A 16,461-nucleotide genomic window follows, 5' to 3' on the forward strand; every position below is an offset into this window, starting at 1 on the left:
CAGCCGTCAGGCGCCCTTGTTCACATTAGCCCGTGCGATGGCCGCATCATCCTGCGGCTCATCATTGCTATCAAACCCGTCCCGGCGAACATTGAAGTACAGCAGGGCCGGCACAGCGACGCAGATTGATGAATAGGTACCGATAACGATGCCCCAGATCATGGCGAAGGCAAAGTCCCGGATAATTTCGCCACCGAAGATATACAGTGCGACCAGCGCCAGCAGCGTCGTGAACGAGGTCAGCGTGGTCCGTGACAGCGTATCGTTGATCGACAGATTCAGCAGATCTGAAAAATCCATCGTCTTGTATTTGCGCATGTTCTCACGCACACGGTCGAAAACAACGACCGTATCGTTGATCGAATAACCGGCGATGGTCAGCACCGCGGCGACTGTTGCCAGATTGAATTCATGCTGAATCAGGGCAAACAGACCGATGGTCGAGATCACGTCATGGCTGAGGGCGATGATGGCACCAATACCGAACTGCCATTCAAACCGGAACCAGATGTAGACCAGGATACCCCCCAGTGCGAGGGCAATGGCCATCAGGCCATCCCAGAACAGCTCGTCTGAAACCTTCGGGCCGACAAATTCGGTGCGGCGATAATCATATCCCTCGCCCAGCGTTGACTTGACCAGACCAACAGCAACGTTCTGTGCCGTTTCATCGCCTTCCTGCTTCTGGATGCGGATCAGCACATCTGACGGCTCACCGAATTCCTGAAGAGAGACTTCACCAAGACCGAGCGCGCCCAGATCGTTGCGCAGTTTCGAGATATCAGCCGGGCCACGGGTGTCCCGCACCTCGATCATGATGCCGCCTTTGAAATCGATGCCGTAACTCAGGCCATTGATCGCATAAAGGCTGAGCGAACTGAGCACCAGCAGCGCACTGAAGATGAAGAACACGGTCCGGCGACGCAGGAAATCGATTTTCGTGGTCGCGGGTATCAGTCTCACGGGAAAAAATTTCATTTTCAGACCCTCAGATCGGAATCGTGGTCGGGCGACGGCGGCGCAGCCAGATCACCACAAACAGCCGGGTCACCATGATCGCCGTGAACATGGAGGTCACGATGCCGATGGCCAGCGTCACCGCAAAGCCCTTCACGGGCCCTGAACCGAACTCGAACAGCATGAGAGCTGCAATCAGCGTGGTGATGTTGGCATCGACGATGGTGATCATGGCCCGTGCATAGCCGGATTCAACGGATGACAAAGGCGAACGCCCGTTGCGGACTTCTTCGCGAATACGCTCAAAAATCAGCACGTTGGCATCGACCGCCATACCAATCGTCAGAACGATCCCGGCAATCCCCGGCAGTGTCAGCGTTGCCTGAAGCAATGACAGGGCACCGAGTATCAGGAACATGTTCAGGATCAGCGCCATGTTGGCAAAGACACCGAACAGACCATAGGCCATCCCCATGAAGATGATGACGCCAACCAGCCCGATGATGCTGGCAATCTTGCCGGACTCAATTGAATCCTGCCCCAGTCCCGGACCGACTGTCCGTTCTTCAAGGAAGGTGATCGGCGCGGGCAGCGCACCGGCCCGGAGAACCAGTGAAAGGTCATTGGCCGACTGGACGGTGAAGTTACCGCTGATCCGGGCCGAGCCCCCCAGGATCGGCTCCCGGATCACCGGGGCGCTGATGACCTTGTCATCAAGCACGATGGCGAAAGGGCGACCGACATTCTCTGTCGTCGCTTCCGAGAAATCCCGTGATCCCTTCGCATCAAAGCGGATATTAACTTCCGGCCCCTGATCGCCAACGGATGAATTCGCATCGACGAGGTTATTACCATCCACCATGACCCGTTTACGGATCAGATAAGACTGATTGTCTTCCGCCGATGTCAGCAGACGCATCCCCGCCGGTGCACGACCGGTACGGATCGAGTTACCCAGTTGCTCCTGATCGGTTACCACCAGATGGAAGGTCATCTTCGCGGTTGTCCCGATGATTTCCTTCACACGCTCCGGATCGTCGACCCCCGGCAGCTGCAACAGAATACGATCTTCGCCCTGCTGCTGAATTGTCGGCTCACGCGTGCCGGTCTCATCAATACGGCGACGGATCACTTCGATTGACTGACTGACCGCATTCTTGCGTACCTGAGCACGCATTTCCTCGGTCATTCCCAGCCGGAAATGGCCCGGTTCTGCTTCCGTCAGTTCCAGTGCGCCACCGCTGCCACCGATGCCGGTCAGCTGAAACAGTGTACTGCTCTGTGCCGAACGAACGCTTTCCAGTGCCGTGCGGGCCTTTGCGATATCCGCTTCATCCCGGACAGTGACCACAACAGTCTGTCCGCTGACACCAACGGTCCGGCGGACAACGCCCGCCTCGCGCAGCGCGGAGCGGACGTCATCTTCCGTGTCATCAAGCCGTTGCCGCATCACGCCCTCGACATCGACTTCCGCCAGCAGATGAACACCGCCACGGAGGTCCAGCCCAAGATTGACCGTGCTGCTGGGCAGCCAGTCCGGCAGGCTTTTCGCCACCTTTTCACTGAGGAAATTTGGCATCGCCAGTGACAGCCCGATCAGGCTGATAATTGCGATGAGGGTGACTTTCCATTTCGCCATCTGGACCATGGATGCGGGCTCCCGGCGTTACTGTTGTTCGATTACTTCTTTCCGCCCAGCAGACCACGAAGGCCGCCTGGCTTCTTGACGGGGCCATCGTTGGCCGGTGCATCCGTATCAGCCGGTTTGCCACCGCCCTTGACCGGTTCGGTCTTGGAAAGCACATCGGCAACCATGTCCTGAAGCACCTTGATCTTGACGCCCTGAGCGATTTCGACATCGACTTCGCGATTGTCGTTCACTTTCGAGACCGTCCCCAGAATGCCGCCAACGACAACCCGGTCACCACGACGAATGGCGTCGAGACGGGCTTTGTGTTCCTTGGCTTTCTTCTGCTGCGGGCGGATCAGCAGGAAATAAAACACGACAAAAATCAGAATGAGCGGAATAAAGGCTTCGAAGCCGCCGCCGCCGCCACCGGCCTGTGCATATGCGGGGGTAATGAACATGGCTGAATCCCTCCGGGAAATTGCTGGTTTCTTGGCTGATTGCCGAAAGGCCGGGACTATAGCTACCGGGTGCCGAGTTTCAAACGCTATCCGGTACTATTTCCCAGTTGTTTGTCCGCGACATTGACCAGACGACAACAGCCCACTAATTTCCCGCTCCTCACTTGCCAGTAAAAAGCCGGACATAATGGACACCGAAAACATCGCCCGCTCGCTCGACCGCATCGCCACCGCCCTTGAGCGACTGGCTCCCCCCGCCCGGCCCGAAGTTGACTGGGACGCCGCTCAGGCATTCGTCTGGCGTGCCGATCTGGACTGGCTGGAGCCGGTACCGCAGATCAGCCGCATCGAAGCCGGTCTGCTACTTGGCATCGACCGCCAGAAACAGATCTTGCTCGATAACACCCTGCGTTTTGCGAAGGGACTGCCTGCCAACAACACCCTGCTCTGGGGATCACGCGGCACCGGGAAAAGCTCCATCGTCAAGGCGATCCATGCAGAAGTCTGCGACCAGCATAACCAGCCGCTGGTTCTGGTTGAAATCCACCGTGAGGATATCCAGTCCCTGCCCCGCCTGCTGACCCTGCTGCGTGCTGCTGACAAGCGCTTTATCCTGTTCTGCGACGATCTGTCCTTCGAATCGGAAGACGCCTCCTACAAGTCGCTGAAGGCCGTTTTGGATGGTGGCGTTGAAGGCCGTCCGGAAAATGTGATCTTCTATGCGACCTCGAACCGACGGCACCTGCTGTCCCGCGACATGATCGAGAATGAGAAATCAACCGCCATCCATGCCGGTGAAGCTGTCGAAGAGAAAGTCTCGCTTTCTGATCGTTTTGGCCTCTGGCTTGGCTTCCACAATCTTGATCAGCCTACATTCTTTGCCATCATCGAAGGCTATGCCGAACATTACGGCATGAAGGTTCCTCAGGAAGAGTTGCAGGCCCGTGCCCGTGAATGGGCCGTTACCCGCGGTTCACGCTCCGGCCGGGTTGCCTGGCAGTTCATTCAGGATCTCGCCGGGGAACTTGAAGTACATCTGAAATAAAACCCCCAACCAATTGAATTTTATCTGGTTTCCGGCCCGGACAGCCTGACATCAGCCGGGTCCCGTCCGGGACGGCCTACCCCTAACCAATGCTATGGCAGGGCAGCGATGACCTTTGGCAGGTAGCTGCGGGGGTCAACCGGCTGTGACTTACGCCGGACCTCGAAATGCAGTTGTGGCGTTGAGACACCGCCGCTGGAGCCAACGGTTGCCACAAGCTGACCTTTGCGGACCGTATCGCCACGCTTCACCAGATAGCGCTCCAGATGCGCATAAGCCGTCATCAAGCCGTCTGCGTGCTTGATCAGCAGAAGATTACCGAAAGCTCTGATGTCATCCCCGGCATAGGCGACAACGCCGTTTTCCGCTGCCTTTACCCGGCTGCCACGTGGGGCGGCAATGTTCAGGCCATCATTGTGCAGTCCGCCTTCCTTCGGCCCGAACCCGGACAAAATGCGACCGGAGATCGGCCATTCCAGCAGTTTCCCCGAACGGGCCGCCGGAGCCGGTACCGCCCGTGAGGCCTGCTCAATCGGTTTGGTCCGTGGCTCTGGCCTGCTGCTGGCCGGTGGCGGAACGGGACGGGTTACGACCTTCGGTTCAGCGACCGGCGGCGGCGCAGGCTGTGGACGGGCCATCTCCGGCAGGGGAGCTGCCGTCACAGGGCGCCGTGGCTGTGCCTGCACCGGTGCAGGAGCCGGAGCAGATACCGCCTGCCGGGGCGCTGCCGGCGCACTGCTGGCCGTAATCACCGCGCCTGGCAGGCGGATCTGCTGACCAACATAAATTTCATAAGGCTGCCTGATCCCGTTGGCGGCAGCCAGATCCGACAAGCCGACATCATAACGGTCGGCGATTTCCGACAGGGTATCGCCCCGACGGACAACATGGATAGCTGTCACCGGCACAATGACCCGCTGCCCGACATACAGAAGGTAGGGTGGCTGCAGGTTGTTCAGGTCAATGATATTGCGGACAGAAACACTGAAACGGCGGGAAATGGCATAGACCGTATCACCGGACTGAACGAGATACGCCACCTCACCTTTCGCAGCAGCCTGCGCGCCCCTCGCCGGAGGCTGTGTAACGCCAGATGTACCCGCGACAACCGGTGCCGGCCCGGAACTGCGGGGAGCGCAGGCCACCAGCAATACCGGAAGCAGAATCACATTCAGCCATCGCAACGTCACGGAGCCGTTCCTTCGGTCAATGGCACGAACCGTGTCGGCCAGAGTTCTTCACTGTCAAATCCGGTCTCGGTTCGCGTGACCCGGATCATCCGCTGATCGACAGGCGTATCACCCACCGGAACCAGCATGACCCCCCCGGTCGCCAGCTGGTCTGCCAGCAGTGGCGGAATGTCTTCAGCCGCTGCGGAGACCACGATACGGTCAAACGGCGCCTGTTCAGGCCAGCCGCGTGCACCATCCCCTACCTGAGAAATAACATTGAAGAGTTTCTGTTCGGTAAACCGTTTCTCCGCCTCAGCCAGAAGGCTGCGGAATCGTTCGATCGTATAGATCCGCTTGCAGACACGGGCCAGTATCGATGCCTGATAGCCGGAGCCGGTGCCGATCTCCAGCATCTTGCTGTTGGACTGCGGTGCCAGTGCCTGAACTGTCCGGGCAATTTCCAGCGGGTCCGTCACCGTCTGGCTGCATCCGATCGGCAAGGCGGTCATTTCATAGGCCCGGTCGCGGAAGGCGTCGGGAACAAATATTTCACGCGGGGTCTGCTCAATTGCCGCGATAATCCGCCGATCATGCACGCCGGACCGGCGCATCTCCATGATCAGGCGAATTTTCCGCGAATCCACGACCCTATCCCATCTTCCGCTTGAATATTTCCATGGTCGGCCCGTGGGTCAGGTCCAGATCCAGCGGCGTAATGGTAATCATGCCCTGATGCACGGCGTAGATATCCGTACCCGGGGTGGAGATGTCTTCCTCCCGCATCGCGCCAATCCAGAAATAAGAACGGCCACGGGGATCCTGACGATGATCCAGTTCATCACCCAGCTTGCGCTTTCCCTGACGGCAGACCTCGACACCCTTGACCCCCGCAGTCCGGGCCTCCGGGAAATTGACATTGACCGTGACATTGTCTGGCCAGCCAACGGCGACCAGCTTCCGCACGATATCAGCACCGTTTTCCTCTGCCGCTGTCCAGTCGACCCGACGGTCCGGTCCGTAGAACTGGCTTAGCGCAATCGAAGGTACGCCCAGCATTGTTCCTTCCATTGCCGCCGCAATGGTGCCGGAATAGGTGACATCTTCTCCCAGATTGCCGCCCCGGTTAACGCCGGAAAGCACCAGATCCGGCTTGCGATCCGCCAGAATGTGATTGATCGCCAGCAGGACACAATCCGTTGGCGTTCCGGAAACCGCGAAGCGGCGGTCATCAATCGGGCGAAACCGCAGCGGTTGATGCAGTGTCAGTGAATGGCCAGCCCCGGATTGTTCGATTTCCGGTGCGACAACCCAGACATCATCCGAAAGTTCACGGGCGATTTTCTCCAGAACAGCCAGACCGTCCGCGTTAATTCCGTCATCATTGGAAACCAGAATGCGGGCTGTCTTCAGATCAATTGGATACGCGCTCATGAAGCCGTGATCTTCTCGGCACCGCGCATATAGGGCTGCAGAACTTCGGGCACGGCCACGCTGCCATCCGGCTGCTGATAATTCTCAAGCACCGCAATCAATGCCCGTCCGACAGCGACGCCGGAACCATTCAGTGTATGGACAAACTGCGTCCCCTTTGCCCCTTCTTCCTTGAAGCGCGCTTTCATGCGACGCGCCTGAAAGTCACCACAGTTCGAACAACTGGAAATCTCACGATAGGTTCCCTGCCCCGGCAGCCAGACTTCGATGTCATAGGTCTTGCGGGCGCCAAAACCGGTATCACCGCTGGCCAGAACCACAGTTCTGAACGGCAGCTCCAGACGTTTCAGAACTTCCTCGGCGGCAGAGGTCATGCGCTCATGCTCTTCGCGGCTTTTATCAGGATGCGCAATGCTGACCAGTTCCACCTTGGTGAACTGATGCTGGCGCAGGATACCCCGTGTATCCCGCCCTGCAGCCCCCGCCTCCGAGCGGAAACAGCCGGTCCGGGCGGTGAAACGCAGCGGCAGGTCCGTTACATCCAGAATACGGTCGGCCGCAATATTTGTCAGCGTCACCTCCGCCGTCGGGATCAGCCAGTGATCACCGGTGGTGCGGAACAGATCGTCAGCGAATTTCGGCAGTTGTCCGGTTCCGAACAGGGCTTCTTCACGCACCAGCATCGGTGAGGAAACTTCCGTATAACCGAATTCCTCCGTATGCAGGTCCAGCATGAACTCGCCCAGCGCACGTTCCATCCGCGCAATTCCGCCGGTCAGCATGGAAAAGCGGGACCCGGACATTTTTGCCGCAATCTCGAAATCCATCTGGCCGAGTTCTTCGCCAATCTCGAAATGTTCTTTCGCAGACGGATCAACCGGCCCCGGATCACCATGGCGGCGCACTTCAACATTGGCGCTTTCATCCGGTCCGTCCGGCACATCGTCATCAAGCCTATTGGGGATGATGCAAAGGCGGTGCTGCAAATCGTCGGTCAGTTCACGCTCGCGCGCTTCACCTGCCTGCATGGCATCCTTGATCGCTGCAACTTCAGCCATCAGTTCTGATGCATCACCGCCGCTGCGCTTCAGGGCACCGACTTCTTTCGAAGCTTCATTCCGGCGCTGCTGCATGGCCTGCGTTTCGGTGCGGACACGCCGCGTCTCGGCGTCCAGTGCCAGCAGTTCATCAGCCAGCGGTGGCAGATTTCGTCGTGCGAGTCCCCGGTCAAAGTCCTCAGGGTTTTCGCGAATCAATTTGATGTCGTGCATGCGACTTCCATTCCCGTGAATCAGCCGCGTTTATACGAAGCGTGCCTGCGGGCGTCCAGTGATGGCTTTGCAAGATGTCAGCATCACGCCTGCAGCGTTACGACTTCCGGCCTTCATTGAAGTCGGTTTCGTCCTGCATACCGTCATCTTCATCATAGGGATCAGCCGATGCGGACGGTTTATCGCCGCCATCGTCATCGTCATTCTCCTCACGCTCTGCACGTCCCTTTTCGACAAAACGCGCACAGATGATGGAAATTTCGTATAGCAGAATGGTCGGGATCGCGAGCCCGATCTGGCTCAGCGGGTCAGGCGGTGTCAGCACGGCAGCGACAACGAAGGCCGCCACCACAGCATACTTCCGCTTTTCCTTCATGCCCTGGCTGGTCGCCAGCCCAACACGGGCCAGCAGCGTCATCACCACCGGCAATTCAAAGCAAAGACCAAAGGCAAAGATCAGCCGCATCGCCAGCGACAGATACTCATTCACCTTTGCTTCAAGTTCGATGGCAAGACCGCCTTCCGGTGCCACCCCCTGGAAGCCGAGGAAAAACCGCCAGGCCACAGGCATCACGAAATAATAGACGAAGGCCCCGCCCATCAGGAACAGGATCGGGGTCGCAATCAGAAACGGGGCAAAGGCGCCTTTTTCATTTTTATAGAGCCCCGGTGCCACAAAAATCCAGAGCTGCGAGGCAAACACAGGAAACGACACGAAGGCCGCCGTAAAAAACGCAACCTTGATATAGGTAAAAAAGGCTTCATGCAGTGCGGTGAAGATCATCCGCGGGCTGCTGGCGCCCAGTTCGTGGTAAGCCTGCGCCAGCGGATGCACGAGAAACTGATAAATGCTCTCAGCGAAGGCATAGAACACAAAGGTCAGGATAACCAGTGTCAGAAACGACCACATCAGCCGTTTCCGCAACTCGATCAGATGCTCCATCAACGGCATTTTGACGTCGGTCTCGGGTGCGTCCATCAGCCGGGCGTTCCTGTCTTCGGTTTTGTGTCGTCAGCTTTGGCAGGAGTCGCAGCGGCAGGCGGATCCGCCTTTGCCGTCACCGCCTCTGTCCCCGCAGTCTTTGCCGTCTCCGCAGCTTTTGTCTCGTCCCGCTCCAGATCACGGCGGATATCCTCACCATGATCACGCATGGCCTTGGTCATCTCACCGGTCGGATCGACTGTCTCTTCGATCTTCTTGTCGATTGAGGTCGTATTGCGGATTGCTTCCCGTGCTTCTTCAAGATCGGCTTCCCGCACCATATCATCCACCCCGGACTGGAACTCGCGGGCAAGCTCACGGGCCCGGCGGACCCATTTGCCAACGGTTTTCAGTGCTTTTGGCAGATCTTTCGGGCCGATGACGATAACGGCCATAACGCCAATCATCATCATTTCCGACCAGCCGATATCGAACATCAGTTCGCCTGTCGAAGAAGTGTCGGGAATACAGTTACGGTCACAGCCTCAGCCCCCAGGCTCAGCTTTTGACCTTGTCTTTTTCGGTCGCTGACGCGTCTTCGACCTTCTGTGCCGGTTTGTCATCAACTTCAGCCGTATCCTCTTCCTTCATGCCTTTTTTGAAGGATTTCAGACCCTTGCCGAAATCACCCATGATGGAAGAGATCTTGCCCTTGCCACCAAACAGCACAAGCACGACCACAAGGACGATAAGCCAATGCCAGATACTAAATGCTCCCATCGGAATTCCCTTTGGTTATAGTCCCCTGAAACGAGGCGGATAATGGCAGATGGTCCGGGACCGAACAAGCGGCAGGACCAGCCCGTTTAGTGCATTTTACTGTTTCGGAAAAACGAACGCCTGACTGTGGTCCAGTCCGATCGATATCTTGTCATTCTCTGACGGCAGGAATCTGCCGGGGATACGCGCATGCAGATGCAGCGGGTCTTCACCCGGAGCAGCCGGTATCTCAAGGTGAACCAGGCTGGATCGTCCAAGCAGCCGTGATGCCAGCACCCGTCCCTGCAAGGCCTTCTCCGCCGCACCGTCCGCTTCCATCAGCCTGATGGCCTCAGGCCGGATCAGGACATCAGCTTTCGTCTGGTCCGGCAACAGATCAGCATCAAGATCACCGAATGGCGTCGACACCCGACCGGCAACGACCACACCGGCCATCCGGTTTACATCACCAAAGAAACTCGCCGCGAAGGCGTCCGCAGGCCGGAAATATAATTCTGACGGGGTACCCATCTGAACGATCACCCCGTCACGCATCAGCGCAATCCGGTCAGCCATCCACATCGCCTCTTCCGGGTCATGGGTAACCATCAGCGTCGCAACACCGCTTTCCTTTAACAGGTGGAGCGTCTGATCCCGCACTTCGTCGCGCAGCCGGGCATCCAGATCGGAAAAGGGTTCATCCAGCAACATGACCCGCGGTTCCGGGGCAAGTGCCCGCGCCAGCGCAACCCGTTGCTGCTGCCCTCCCGACAGAATATGCGGATAATCTCCGGCGTAATCGCTCAGCCCCACTGTTTCCAGAAGCCGGTCGACCCGTGAACGCTTCTCGGAGGCGGACAACCCGCGCAGTCCGAAGGCCACATTGTCCCAGACAGTGAGATGAGGGAACAGGGCAAAATCCTGAAACAGAAAGCCGACGCTTCGCCGCTCCGGGGCCAGGAAAGTATCCCGGTCACTGGCAACCTCGCCATTGATCACCGCCCTGCCCCGGCTCAGCCGTTCCAGACCAGCCGCAATCCGCAATGCAGTTGTTTTACCGCAACCCGAGGGGCCGAGCAGGCAGACGACTTCGCCCGCAGACACGGTCAGACTGAGACCGGCCAGAACCAGTCGTTCGTCATAAGCGTGATAAACACCATCCAGAATAAGACCGGAAGTCAGGCCGCTTTTTGGCAAGAAGGTCTCCAAACCCGAAATCAATTAAGCAAAGTCTGACACTTAGGTACGGTCAGCCGCCCGGCTTATCAAGCCGCACTGTCGTCCGGGTTCAGCGGTTCGCTCAGTTCCTCTTCGACTTCACGGGCCACACGTTCTTCTGCGGTCTCCGGCTCTTTCGTATCCGCCAGGACCCCGTGGTCCAGTCCGCCATCGCCATAAGCCGTCAGCGCCGGCCGGGCATCCAGCAGACCGGCAGCCTTGAGTTCCTGAATACCGGGCAGGTCTTTCAGACTGGTCAGCCCGAAATGGTCGAGGAATTTCGGTGTCGTTCCCCAGGTCATCGGCTTACCCGGTGTCTGACGTCTGCCGCGTGGCCGGATCCAGCCCTGATCGAACAGGACATCCAGCGTTCCCTTGCTCACCGCAACACCTCGGATTTCCTCAATCTCGGCACGGGTGACAGGCTGGTGATATGCCAGAATCGACATCATTTCGATAGCCGCCCGTGACATCTTCCGGGCAACCTTGCGCTGCACCCGCATTTCAGCGGCTAGGTCTTCTGCCGTCCGGAATGCCCAGCGGTTTTCAATCTTGCGCAGATGAACCCCGCGTTCCGCATAATCCGCCTGCAACACCTTCAGCAAAGCCCGCAGATCAATGCCTTCGGGCAGACGTTCGGCAAGGGCCTCCACCGACATCGGCTCAGTTGCGGAAAACAGGACAGCCTCAAGCAACCGGAGTGCCCGGCCATCCGGCTGCGCCGGCTGTTCCGAGTTCCTGCCTTCTGACGTTTCCGCATCCGTATCTTCAAAGGAAAATTCTTCGGATACATCCATCTGCATCATGGTCTGTGCTCCGCTTCTCTCAACATTATGGGGCCATATAGCTGATCCTGCCGCACTGCCAGCGCACCTTCCCGGACAAGTTCCAGACTGGCCGCAAAGGTCGATGCCACCGCCGAACGATACTGTAGTCCCTTCAGGGGCCCCGCCTCATCCTGCGGTAACAGGGTCATCAGGTCTCGCCAGTCCGGAATATCGCCGAGCATCCTGCGCAGGCGCTGAACCGCCTGATCCATTGTATAGAGCTTGCTGACTTCAATCGGCATGGTCTGCCGGGCATCCGACCGGCGACGCTGATCCGCATAGGCCCGCAGCAGATCAATCAGAGAGATGTCAGTGATTGTCTCGGTCTGGACAATCTGTTCATCCGGATCACCCCGGGGAAAGAAATCCTGATTAAGCTGGAGCCGGTCCATCAGCGCCGCCCCCGCCGTCTGCATCGCTTCCAGCCGCTGCAACTGGAACGCCAGCGCCGCAGCCATCTGTTCACCGGTCGGCTCTTCCGTATCAACCGCCTTCGGCAGCAGCAGCCGGGATTTCAGATAGGCCAGCCAGGAGGCCATCACGAGATAATCTGCCGCCAGTTCAAGCCGCAGTTCCCGTGCTGTCGCAATAAAATTCAGATACTGATCCGCAAGTTGCAGGATAGAGATATGCGTCAGGTCGACCTTCTGGTCGCGTGCCAGCGCCAGCAGAATATCGATCGGCCCTTCAAAACCCTCGATATCCAGCACAAGCTCCAGCGCCCGCTGGCGACCGGACGGGCCGTCGCCATCATCTTCAAAGAGTTCCTGCTGTTCTTTGCTCTGCGGTTCGTCGAGCACGGTCTAAATACCTGCGGGTCAATTCATCCACCCCTGTATTCAACCAGAAACCAGCCGCCGACTCCAACCGCTTAATCGCATATTTAGGGGCAGAAAATACCCAAAACCGCAATATGCTGTGGAAAACTCCATATTTTGTGGATATCTGCCTATCTAGGCCAGTACCGCACCAAGTTCCACCTCGGCATCAGCAATGTCGAAATCCTTGCGCCGGGTATCCACCCAGCTGCGGGCCATCTCTGCCCGGCGAACCGCTGACGGAGACATCTCCTCCGTACCCCGTGCCACATCCTGCATTTCCGTCATATCGCCATTGCAATGCAAAACGATGTCACATCCGGCCTGCAGGGCAGCGATCGCACGATCATCAAAGCCGCCGGTCAGTGCTTTCATCGACAGATCATCCGTCAGCAGCAACCCGTCAAAGCCGATCTGTTCACGGATCACCTTCTTCACCATATGCGCCGACAGGGTTGCCGGAAGCCGGTGATCGATCTCGCTGTAAATGATATGGGCTGTCATGCCCCAGGGGGCCGAAGACAAACGCCTGAACGGCAGAAAATCGGTCGTTGCCAGTGTCTCCGGCTCGGCACCAACGGTTGGCAGGTCAAGATGCGAATCAGACATCGCCCGGCCATGTCCCGGAATATGCTTGATGACCGGCATCACGCCCGCCATTGCCAGCCCCTCGCAGACCTCATCAGCCAGCGTCGCGATAATCTCCGGGTCCATATGATACGCACGGTCCCCGATAATATCATGCGCACCGGCAACCGGTACATCGCAGACAGGGGCGCAATCAACATCAATGCCAAGTGCCGCCAGTTCCACACCGATCAGAGCCGCATTCAGCCTTGCAGCCCGTTTTCCGGCCGCCGGGTCACGATCATAGAGTTCCCCGAACCGGCGCCCTGCCGGCCGTTCCTGCCAGTAGGGCGGACGCAGACGGGCAACCCTGCCCCCTTCCTGATCAATCAGCACCGGCGCATCATCGCGACCGACGGTCGCACGAAGATCGGTAACCAGCCTTCTGACCTGCGCCGGATCAGCGATATTGCGGGCAAACAGAATGAACCCGAACGGATTAGTTTCCCGGAAGAACGCTGCCTCAGTCTCGTTCAGCGTTGTTCCGGCACAGCCAAAAATGGCAGCTAGCGGCGTACTCAAGACCCGGGCCGTACTGTCAGGCAGGGAACTTTCGCAGCCTTGAGCTGGCCACAAAGTGCGCTTGCTGCGGCACTATCCGCCAGCGGACCGGCACGCATCCGGTAGAAGGATCCCTTACCGGTAATATCGACCTTCATGATCGACAGGCCGAGATTTCCCAGAAGATCGGGATGCCGGCGCTGCAAACGGGCAAATTCCTTTTCCGCAGCAGCTTCATCACGCAGGGCACCGACCTGAATTCGCCAGCTTCCTGACGACGGGGCGGTCTTGGCCGGTTCCGGCTTTTTCGGTTCAGCACTGGTTGCTGGCGCTTTCGTCAGCTGTATCGGCTTCTTCGCTTCCGGCTTTGGTGCCGGCGCAGGTTTTTCTGTCGGTGCGACTGCCTCTGCAGGGGCCGGTGCAGGTTCAACTTTCGCAAGCGGTGCCGGTTCTGGCGCCGGCGCTTCGGAACTGTCCGGTGCCGGTGCCGCCGGAGCGGCAACAGCTGAAGGTGGCGGTGCCGCTACCGGTTCGGCAGGCGGTGCCGGTTTGGTGATATCCAGAGGCTGACCTGTCGTCGCATCGGCATGAGACGCCTGTGGCACCTGTGGCCGTTCCGGCGCATCGAGCAGCTTTTCTGTACGTGGCTCTCCTGCATTGCCGGAGACGACATCATAAACACCCTTGTCTGTATCGGGAACTTCCATCCCCCCCGGGTTTTCCGGGCGTACTTTCGCAGGCTCAGCGGGGGCCCGAACCAAAGGAGCACCACCGGTGCCCGTTCCTGACTGATTGCTGTAAATCAGCCAGCCGGCCCCCATACCCGCCCCGACAAGAACAAAAGCTGCCAGAAGCAACAGGACAGCCTTGCCCGCGCCAGAACGCCGCGGCCCCGGTGCGTCGTCGGCCCAGTCTTCTTCGGCGGGGCTCAGATCAACCACGCGACGTCCGTCATATTGGATTCCTTCGTCATCTGACGCCTGGGCCATCAGCGCAATTCCTCCACGGGCTGGACGCCAAAAACAGTCAGTCCGGAAGCGATAACCACGGCAACAGCCCGCGCCAGCGCCAGCTTTGCCATAGTCAGTTCCGGTTCGCCTTCATGGACGAAACGCAGGCTGGCGTCTTCGCGCCCGCGTGTCCACAACGCATGAAACATAGAGGCAAGGTCGTTGAGATAAAAGGCTATTCGGTGCGGCTCATGGGTCGCTGCCGCGGCTTCGACAGCCCGCGGCCATTCCGCAATTTTCCGGACGACTTCCATTTCCTCAGAACTTTTCAGCTGGTTCATGTCGGCCATCGCAAGTGCCGTGTCTGACAGGTCAACACCCGGAAAACTCTCTCCGGCCAGTCGCATGACCGAACAGATACGGGCATGGGCGTACTGAACATAAAACACCGGATTATCGCGTGATTGCTCTGTCGCCTTGTCGAGATCGAATTCCATCTGCGCATCATTACGGCGGGTCAGCATGATAAAGCGGACGACATCCTTGCCGACTTCATCAATCAGGTCCTGCACGGTTACAAAGTTCCCGGCCCGCTTCGACATCCGGTAAGGCTCGCCAGCTTTCATCAGCTGTACCAGCTGACAAAGCTTCACATCAAGCGAGGCCTTGCCGCCGGTAACAGCTTTAAGAGCCGCCTGCATGCGCTTTACATAACCACCATGATCCGCCCCCCAGACATCAATCTGACTGGCAAAGCCACGACGGTATTTATCCAGATGGTAGGCAATATCCGTCGCAAAATAGGTCCAGCTGCCGTCGGATTTTTTCAGCGGGCGGTCAACGTCATCGCCAAATTCGGTCGCCCGGAACAGGGTCTGCGGACGCGGCTCCCAGTCTTCCGGGGTCTTGCCTTTCGGTGGCTCCAGAACACCCTGATAGATATGCCCGGCTTCGGTCAGTTCATTGAACGCGCTTTCGACCGCGCCGTTATCAACCAGTGCTTTCTCCGACGAGAAGATTTCCTGCTTAATACCAAGAGACGCCAGATCGCTGCGCACCTGGTCCATCATCAGGTCAACCGCACGGGCGCGGAATACCGGCAGCCAGTCAGCCTCGTCCTGATCAACCCATTTCGGACCATCCTCTGCTGCGATTGCCTGCCCCGGCGCGACCAGATAATCGCCGCCATATTCGATATCCTTATCGGCAACCATCCGGTCAAATTCAGCTTGATCAATGGCCCCGGCGGCCACCAGATAACGTTTGTGAACCGCACGGGCGAGAGAATCGATCTGCGCCCCGGCATCGTTGATGTAATATTCCCGGGCAACGGCAAAGCCCGCCTTTTCCAGCAGGGCCGCAAGGGCATCCCCCACAACCGCGCCACGGGCATGACCTACATGCAGCGGCCCTGTGGGATTAGCGGAAACATATTCGACATTCACCGGCTCACCGCCGCCCATCACCGAATCGCCATAGGCAATCCCGGCGTTCAGGGCATCTGTTACACGGGCCCGCCAGAAGCTGTCATTCAGTCGAAGATTGATGAAGCCCGGTCCGGCAATATCGACGGAAACAATATCCGGATCGCTTTTCAGGCGTTCTGCAATGTCAGCAGCAAGATCACGCGGCTTCAGACCAGCCGGTTTCGCCAGAACCATGGCCGCGTTGGTGGAAAGGTCTCCATGGCTCAGATCACGCGGCGGTTCCATCGTCACACGATCCAGCGCAGCATCCGACGGCAGCTTCCCGTCCTGCTGCAAAGCTTCAAGCTGGGCAACCAGCCGGTTATGGAATTCCGAAAATACGTTCATGCTCTATATATCCCGGCGCTGATGCGCGGTTGGTGTCTGAATGTGTGAATTGCCGCTGTTC

17 protein-coding genes are annotated in these 16,461 nt (G+C 58.3%); 1 reads left to right on the forward strand and 16 read right to left on the reverse strand.

Going from position 1 to position 16,461, the window contains the following annotated elements; genetic code table 11:
- Nucleotides 1-6: 6 nt before the first annotated feature.
- Genes secF through yajC form a run of 3 tightly spaced genes read right to left on the reverse strand, consistent with a single transcriptional unit; the run spans nucleotide 7 to nucleotide 3,045 of the window.
- The gene (gene secF, locus GH722_17585; protein ID MRG73582.1) at nucleotides 7-978 is read right to left on the reverse strand and encodes a protein translocase subunit SecF; all 972 of its coding nucleotides are present in this window, start codon (nucleotides 976-978) and stop codon (nucleotides 7-9) included.
- A gap of 10 nt (nucleotides 979-988) precedes the next feature.
- Nucleotides 989-2,605 (reverse strand): protein translocase subunit SecD, encoded by a 1,617-nt coding sequence (gene secD, locus GH722_17590; GenBank protein ID MRG73583.1) that lies wholly within the window; start codon nucleotides 2,603-2,605, stop codon nucleotides 989-991.
- A gap of 32 nt (nucleotides 2,606-2,637) precedes the next feature.
- On the reverse strand, nucleotides 2,638-3,045 hold the full coding sequence (yajC, locus tag GH722_17595) for a preprotein translocase subunit YajC (GenBank protein MRG73584.1): 408 nt from the start codon (nucleotides 3,043-3,045) through the stop codon (nucleotides 2,638-2,640).
- A 187-nt stretch (nucleotides 3,046-3,232) separates the two neighbouring features.
- Here yajC and GH722_17600 point away from each other — a divergent pair, with 187 nt between their 5' ends.
- Entirely contained in the window at nucleotides 3,233-4,090 is an 858-nt protein-coding gene (locus GH722_17600) for a DUF815 domain-containing protein (GenBank protein ID MRG73585.1), read from the forward strand.
- Between the two features lie 92 nt (nucleotides 4,091-4,182).
- Here GH722_17600 and GH722_17605 read toward each other — a convergent pair whose 3' ends face one another.
- The 13 genes from GH722_17605 to GH722_17665 form a co-directional block, all read right to left on the reverse strand.
- The gene (locus GH722_17605; GenBank protein MRG73586.1) at nucleotides 4,183-5,280 is read right to left on the reverse strand and encodes a LysM peptidoglycan-binding domain-containing protein; all 1,098 of its coding nucleotides are present in this window, start codon (nucleotides 5,278-5,280) and stop codon (nucleotides 4,183-4,185) included.
- Nucleotides 5,277-5,879, reverse strand: coding sequence for a protein-L-isoaspartate(D-aspartate) O-methyltransferase (locus tag GH722_17610; protein ID MRG73587.1), 603 nt, complete (start codon nucleotides 5,877-5,879; stop codon nucleotides 5,277-5,279). The genes GH722_17605 and GH722_17610 overlap by 4 nt, the downstream gene beginning before the upstream one ends.
- Before the next feature lie 31 nt (nucleotides 5,880-5,910).
- Nucleotides 5,911-6,693: a 5'/3'-nucleotidase SurE gene (gene surE, locus GH722_17615; protein ID MRG73588.1), complete on the reverse strand. Its 783-nt coding sequence runs from the start codon at nucleotides 6,691-6,693 to the stop codon at nucleotides 5,911-5,913.
- Nucleotides 6,690-7,964, reverse strand: a complete 1,275-nt coding sequence (gene serS, locus GH722_17620) for a serine--tRNA ligase (protein MRG73589.1) — start codon at nucleotides 7,962-7,964, stop codon at nucleotides 6,690-6,692. Before serS ends, surE begins: the two co-directional genes overlap by 4 nt.
- A 97-nt stretch (nucleotides 7,965-8,061) precedes the next feature.
- Nucleotides 8,062-8,943: a twin-arginine translocase subunit TatC gene (gene tatC, locus GH722_17625; protein MRG73590.1), complete on the reverse strand. Its 882-nt coding sequence runs from the start codon at nucleotides 8,941-8,943 to the stop codon at nucleotides 8,062-8,064.
- A complete protein-coding gene (gene tatB, locus GH722_17630) occupies nucleotides 8,943-9,383 on the reverse strand; it encodes a twin-arginine translocase subunit TatB (GenBank protein ID MRG73591.1) in 441 nt (146 codons plus the stop codon). Before tatB ends, tatC begins: the two co-directional genes overlap by 1 nt.
- A gap of 61 nt (nucleotides 9,384-9,444) precedes the next feature.
- Nucleotides 9,445-9,666 (reverse strand): twin-arginine translocase TatA/TatE family subunit, encoded by a 222-nt coding sequence (locus GH722_17635; GenBank protein MRG73592.1) that lies wholly within the window; start codon nucleotides 9,664-9,666, stop codon nucleotides 9,445-9,447.
- Nucleotides 9,667-9,762: 96 nt separating this feature from the next.
- Nucleotides 9,763-10,809: an ATP-binding cassette domain-containing protein gene (locus GH722_17640; protein MRG73593.1), complete on the reverse strand. Its 1,047-nt coding sequence runs from the start codon at nucleotides 10,807-10,809 to the stop codon at nucleotides 9,763-9,765.
- A 101-nt stretch (nucleotides 10,810-10,910) separates the two neighbouring features.
- Nucleotides 10,911-11,660, reverse strand: a complete 750-nt coding sequence (gene scpB / locus GH722_17645; protein ID MRG73594.1) for an SMC-Scp complex subunit ScpB — start codon at nucleotides 11,658-11,660, stop codon at nucleotides 10,911-10,913.
- Between the two features lie 5 nt (nucleotides 11,661-11,665).
- The gene (locus GH722_17650) at nucleotides 11,666-12,490 is read right to left on the reverse strand and encodes a segregation/condensation protein A (GenBank protein ID MRG73595.1); all 825 of its coding nucleotides are present in this window, start codon (nucleotides 12,488-12,490) and stop codon (nucleotides 11,666-11,668) included.
- Nucleotides 12,491-12,643: 153 nt separating this feature from the next.
- Nucleotides 12,644-13,657, reverse strand: a complete 1,014-nt coding sequence (nagZ, locus tag GH722_17655; GenBank protein ID MRG73596.1) for a beta-N-acetylhexosaminidase — start codon at nucleotides 13,655-13,657, stop codon at nucleotides 12,644-12,646.
- Entirely contained in the window at nucleotides 13,654-14,625 is a 972-nt protein-coding gene (locus GH722_17660; GenBank protein MRG73597.1) for a hypothetical protein, read from the reverse strand. Before GH722_17660 ends, nagZ begins: the two co-directional genes overlap by 4 nt.
- Entirely contained in the window at nucleotides 14,625-16,400 is a 1,776-nt protein-coding gene (locus tag GH722_17665) for an arginine--tRNA ligase (GenBank protein ID MRG73598.1), read from the reverse strand. Before GH722_17665 ends, GH722_17660 begins: the two co-directional genes overlap by 1 nt.
- Nucleotides 16,401-16,461: the final 61 nt, after the last annotated feature.

The sequence above is a fragment of the Alphaproteobacteria bacterium HT1-32 genome (genome assembly GCA_009649675.1).
In the GTDB taxonomy this organism is placed as follows: domain Bacteria; phylum Pseudomonadota; class Alphaproteobacteria; order Rhodospirillales; family HT1-32; genus HT1-32.

Coding starts and splice junctions, on each gene's coding strand:
- surE (MRG73588.1), bottom strand. CDS start 6,693: ATGAGCGCGTATCCAATTGATCTGAAGACAGCCCGCATTCTGGTTTCC.
- GH722_17610 (MRG73587.1), bottom strand. CDS start 5,879: ATGGAGATGCGCCGGTCCGGCGTGCATGATCGGCGGATTATCGCGGCA.
- secD (MRG73583.1), bottom strand. CDS start 2,605: ATGGTCCAGATGGCGAAATGGAAAGTCACCCTCATCGCAATTATCAGC.
- GH722_17660 (MRG73597.1), bottom strand. CDS start 14,625: ATGGCCCAGGCGTCAGATGACGAAGGAATCCAATATGACGGACGTCGC.
- secF (MRG73582.1), bottom strand. CDS start 978: ATGAAATTTTTTCCCGTGAGACTGATACCCGCGACCACGAAAATCGAT.
- GH722_17600 (MRG73585.1), top strand. CDS start 3,233: ATGGACACCGAAAACATCGCCCGCTCGCTCGACCGCATCGCCACCGCC.
- GH722_17635 (MRG73592.1), bottom strand. CDS start 9,666: ATGGGAGCATTTAGTATCTGGCATTGGCTTATCGTCCTTGTGGTCGTG.
- serS (MRG73589.1), bottom strand. CDS start 7,964: ATGCACGACATCAAATTGATTCGCGAAAACCCTGAGGACTTTGACCGG.
- GH722_17665 (MRG73598.1), bottom strand. CDS start 16,400: ATGAACGTATTTTCGGAATTCCATAACCGGCTGGTTGCCCAGCTTGAA.
- tatB (MRG73591.1), bottom strand. CDS start 9,383: ATGTTCGATATCGGCTGGTCGGAAATGATGATGATTGGCGTTATGGCC.
- yajC (MRG73584.1), bottom strand. CDS start 3,045: ATGTTCATTACCCCCGCATATGCACAGGCCGGTGGCGGCGGCGGCGGC.
- tatC (MRG73590.1), bottom strand. CDS start 8,943: ATGGACGCACCCGAGACCGACGTCAAAATGCCGTTGATGGAGCATCTG.
- scpB (MRG73594.1), bottom strand. CDS start 11,660: ATGGATGTATCCGAAGAATTTTCCTTTGAAGATACGGATGCGGAAACG.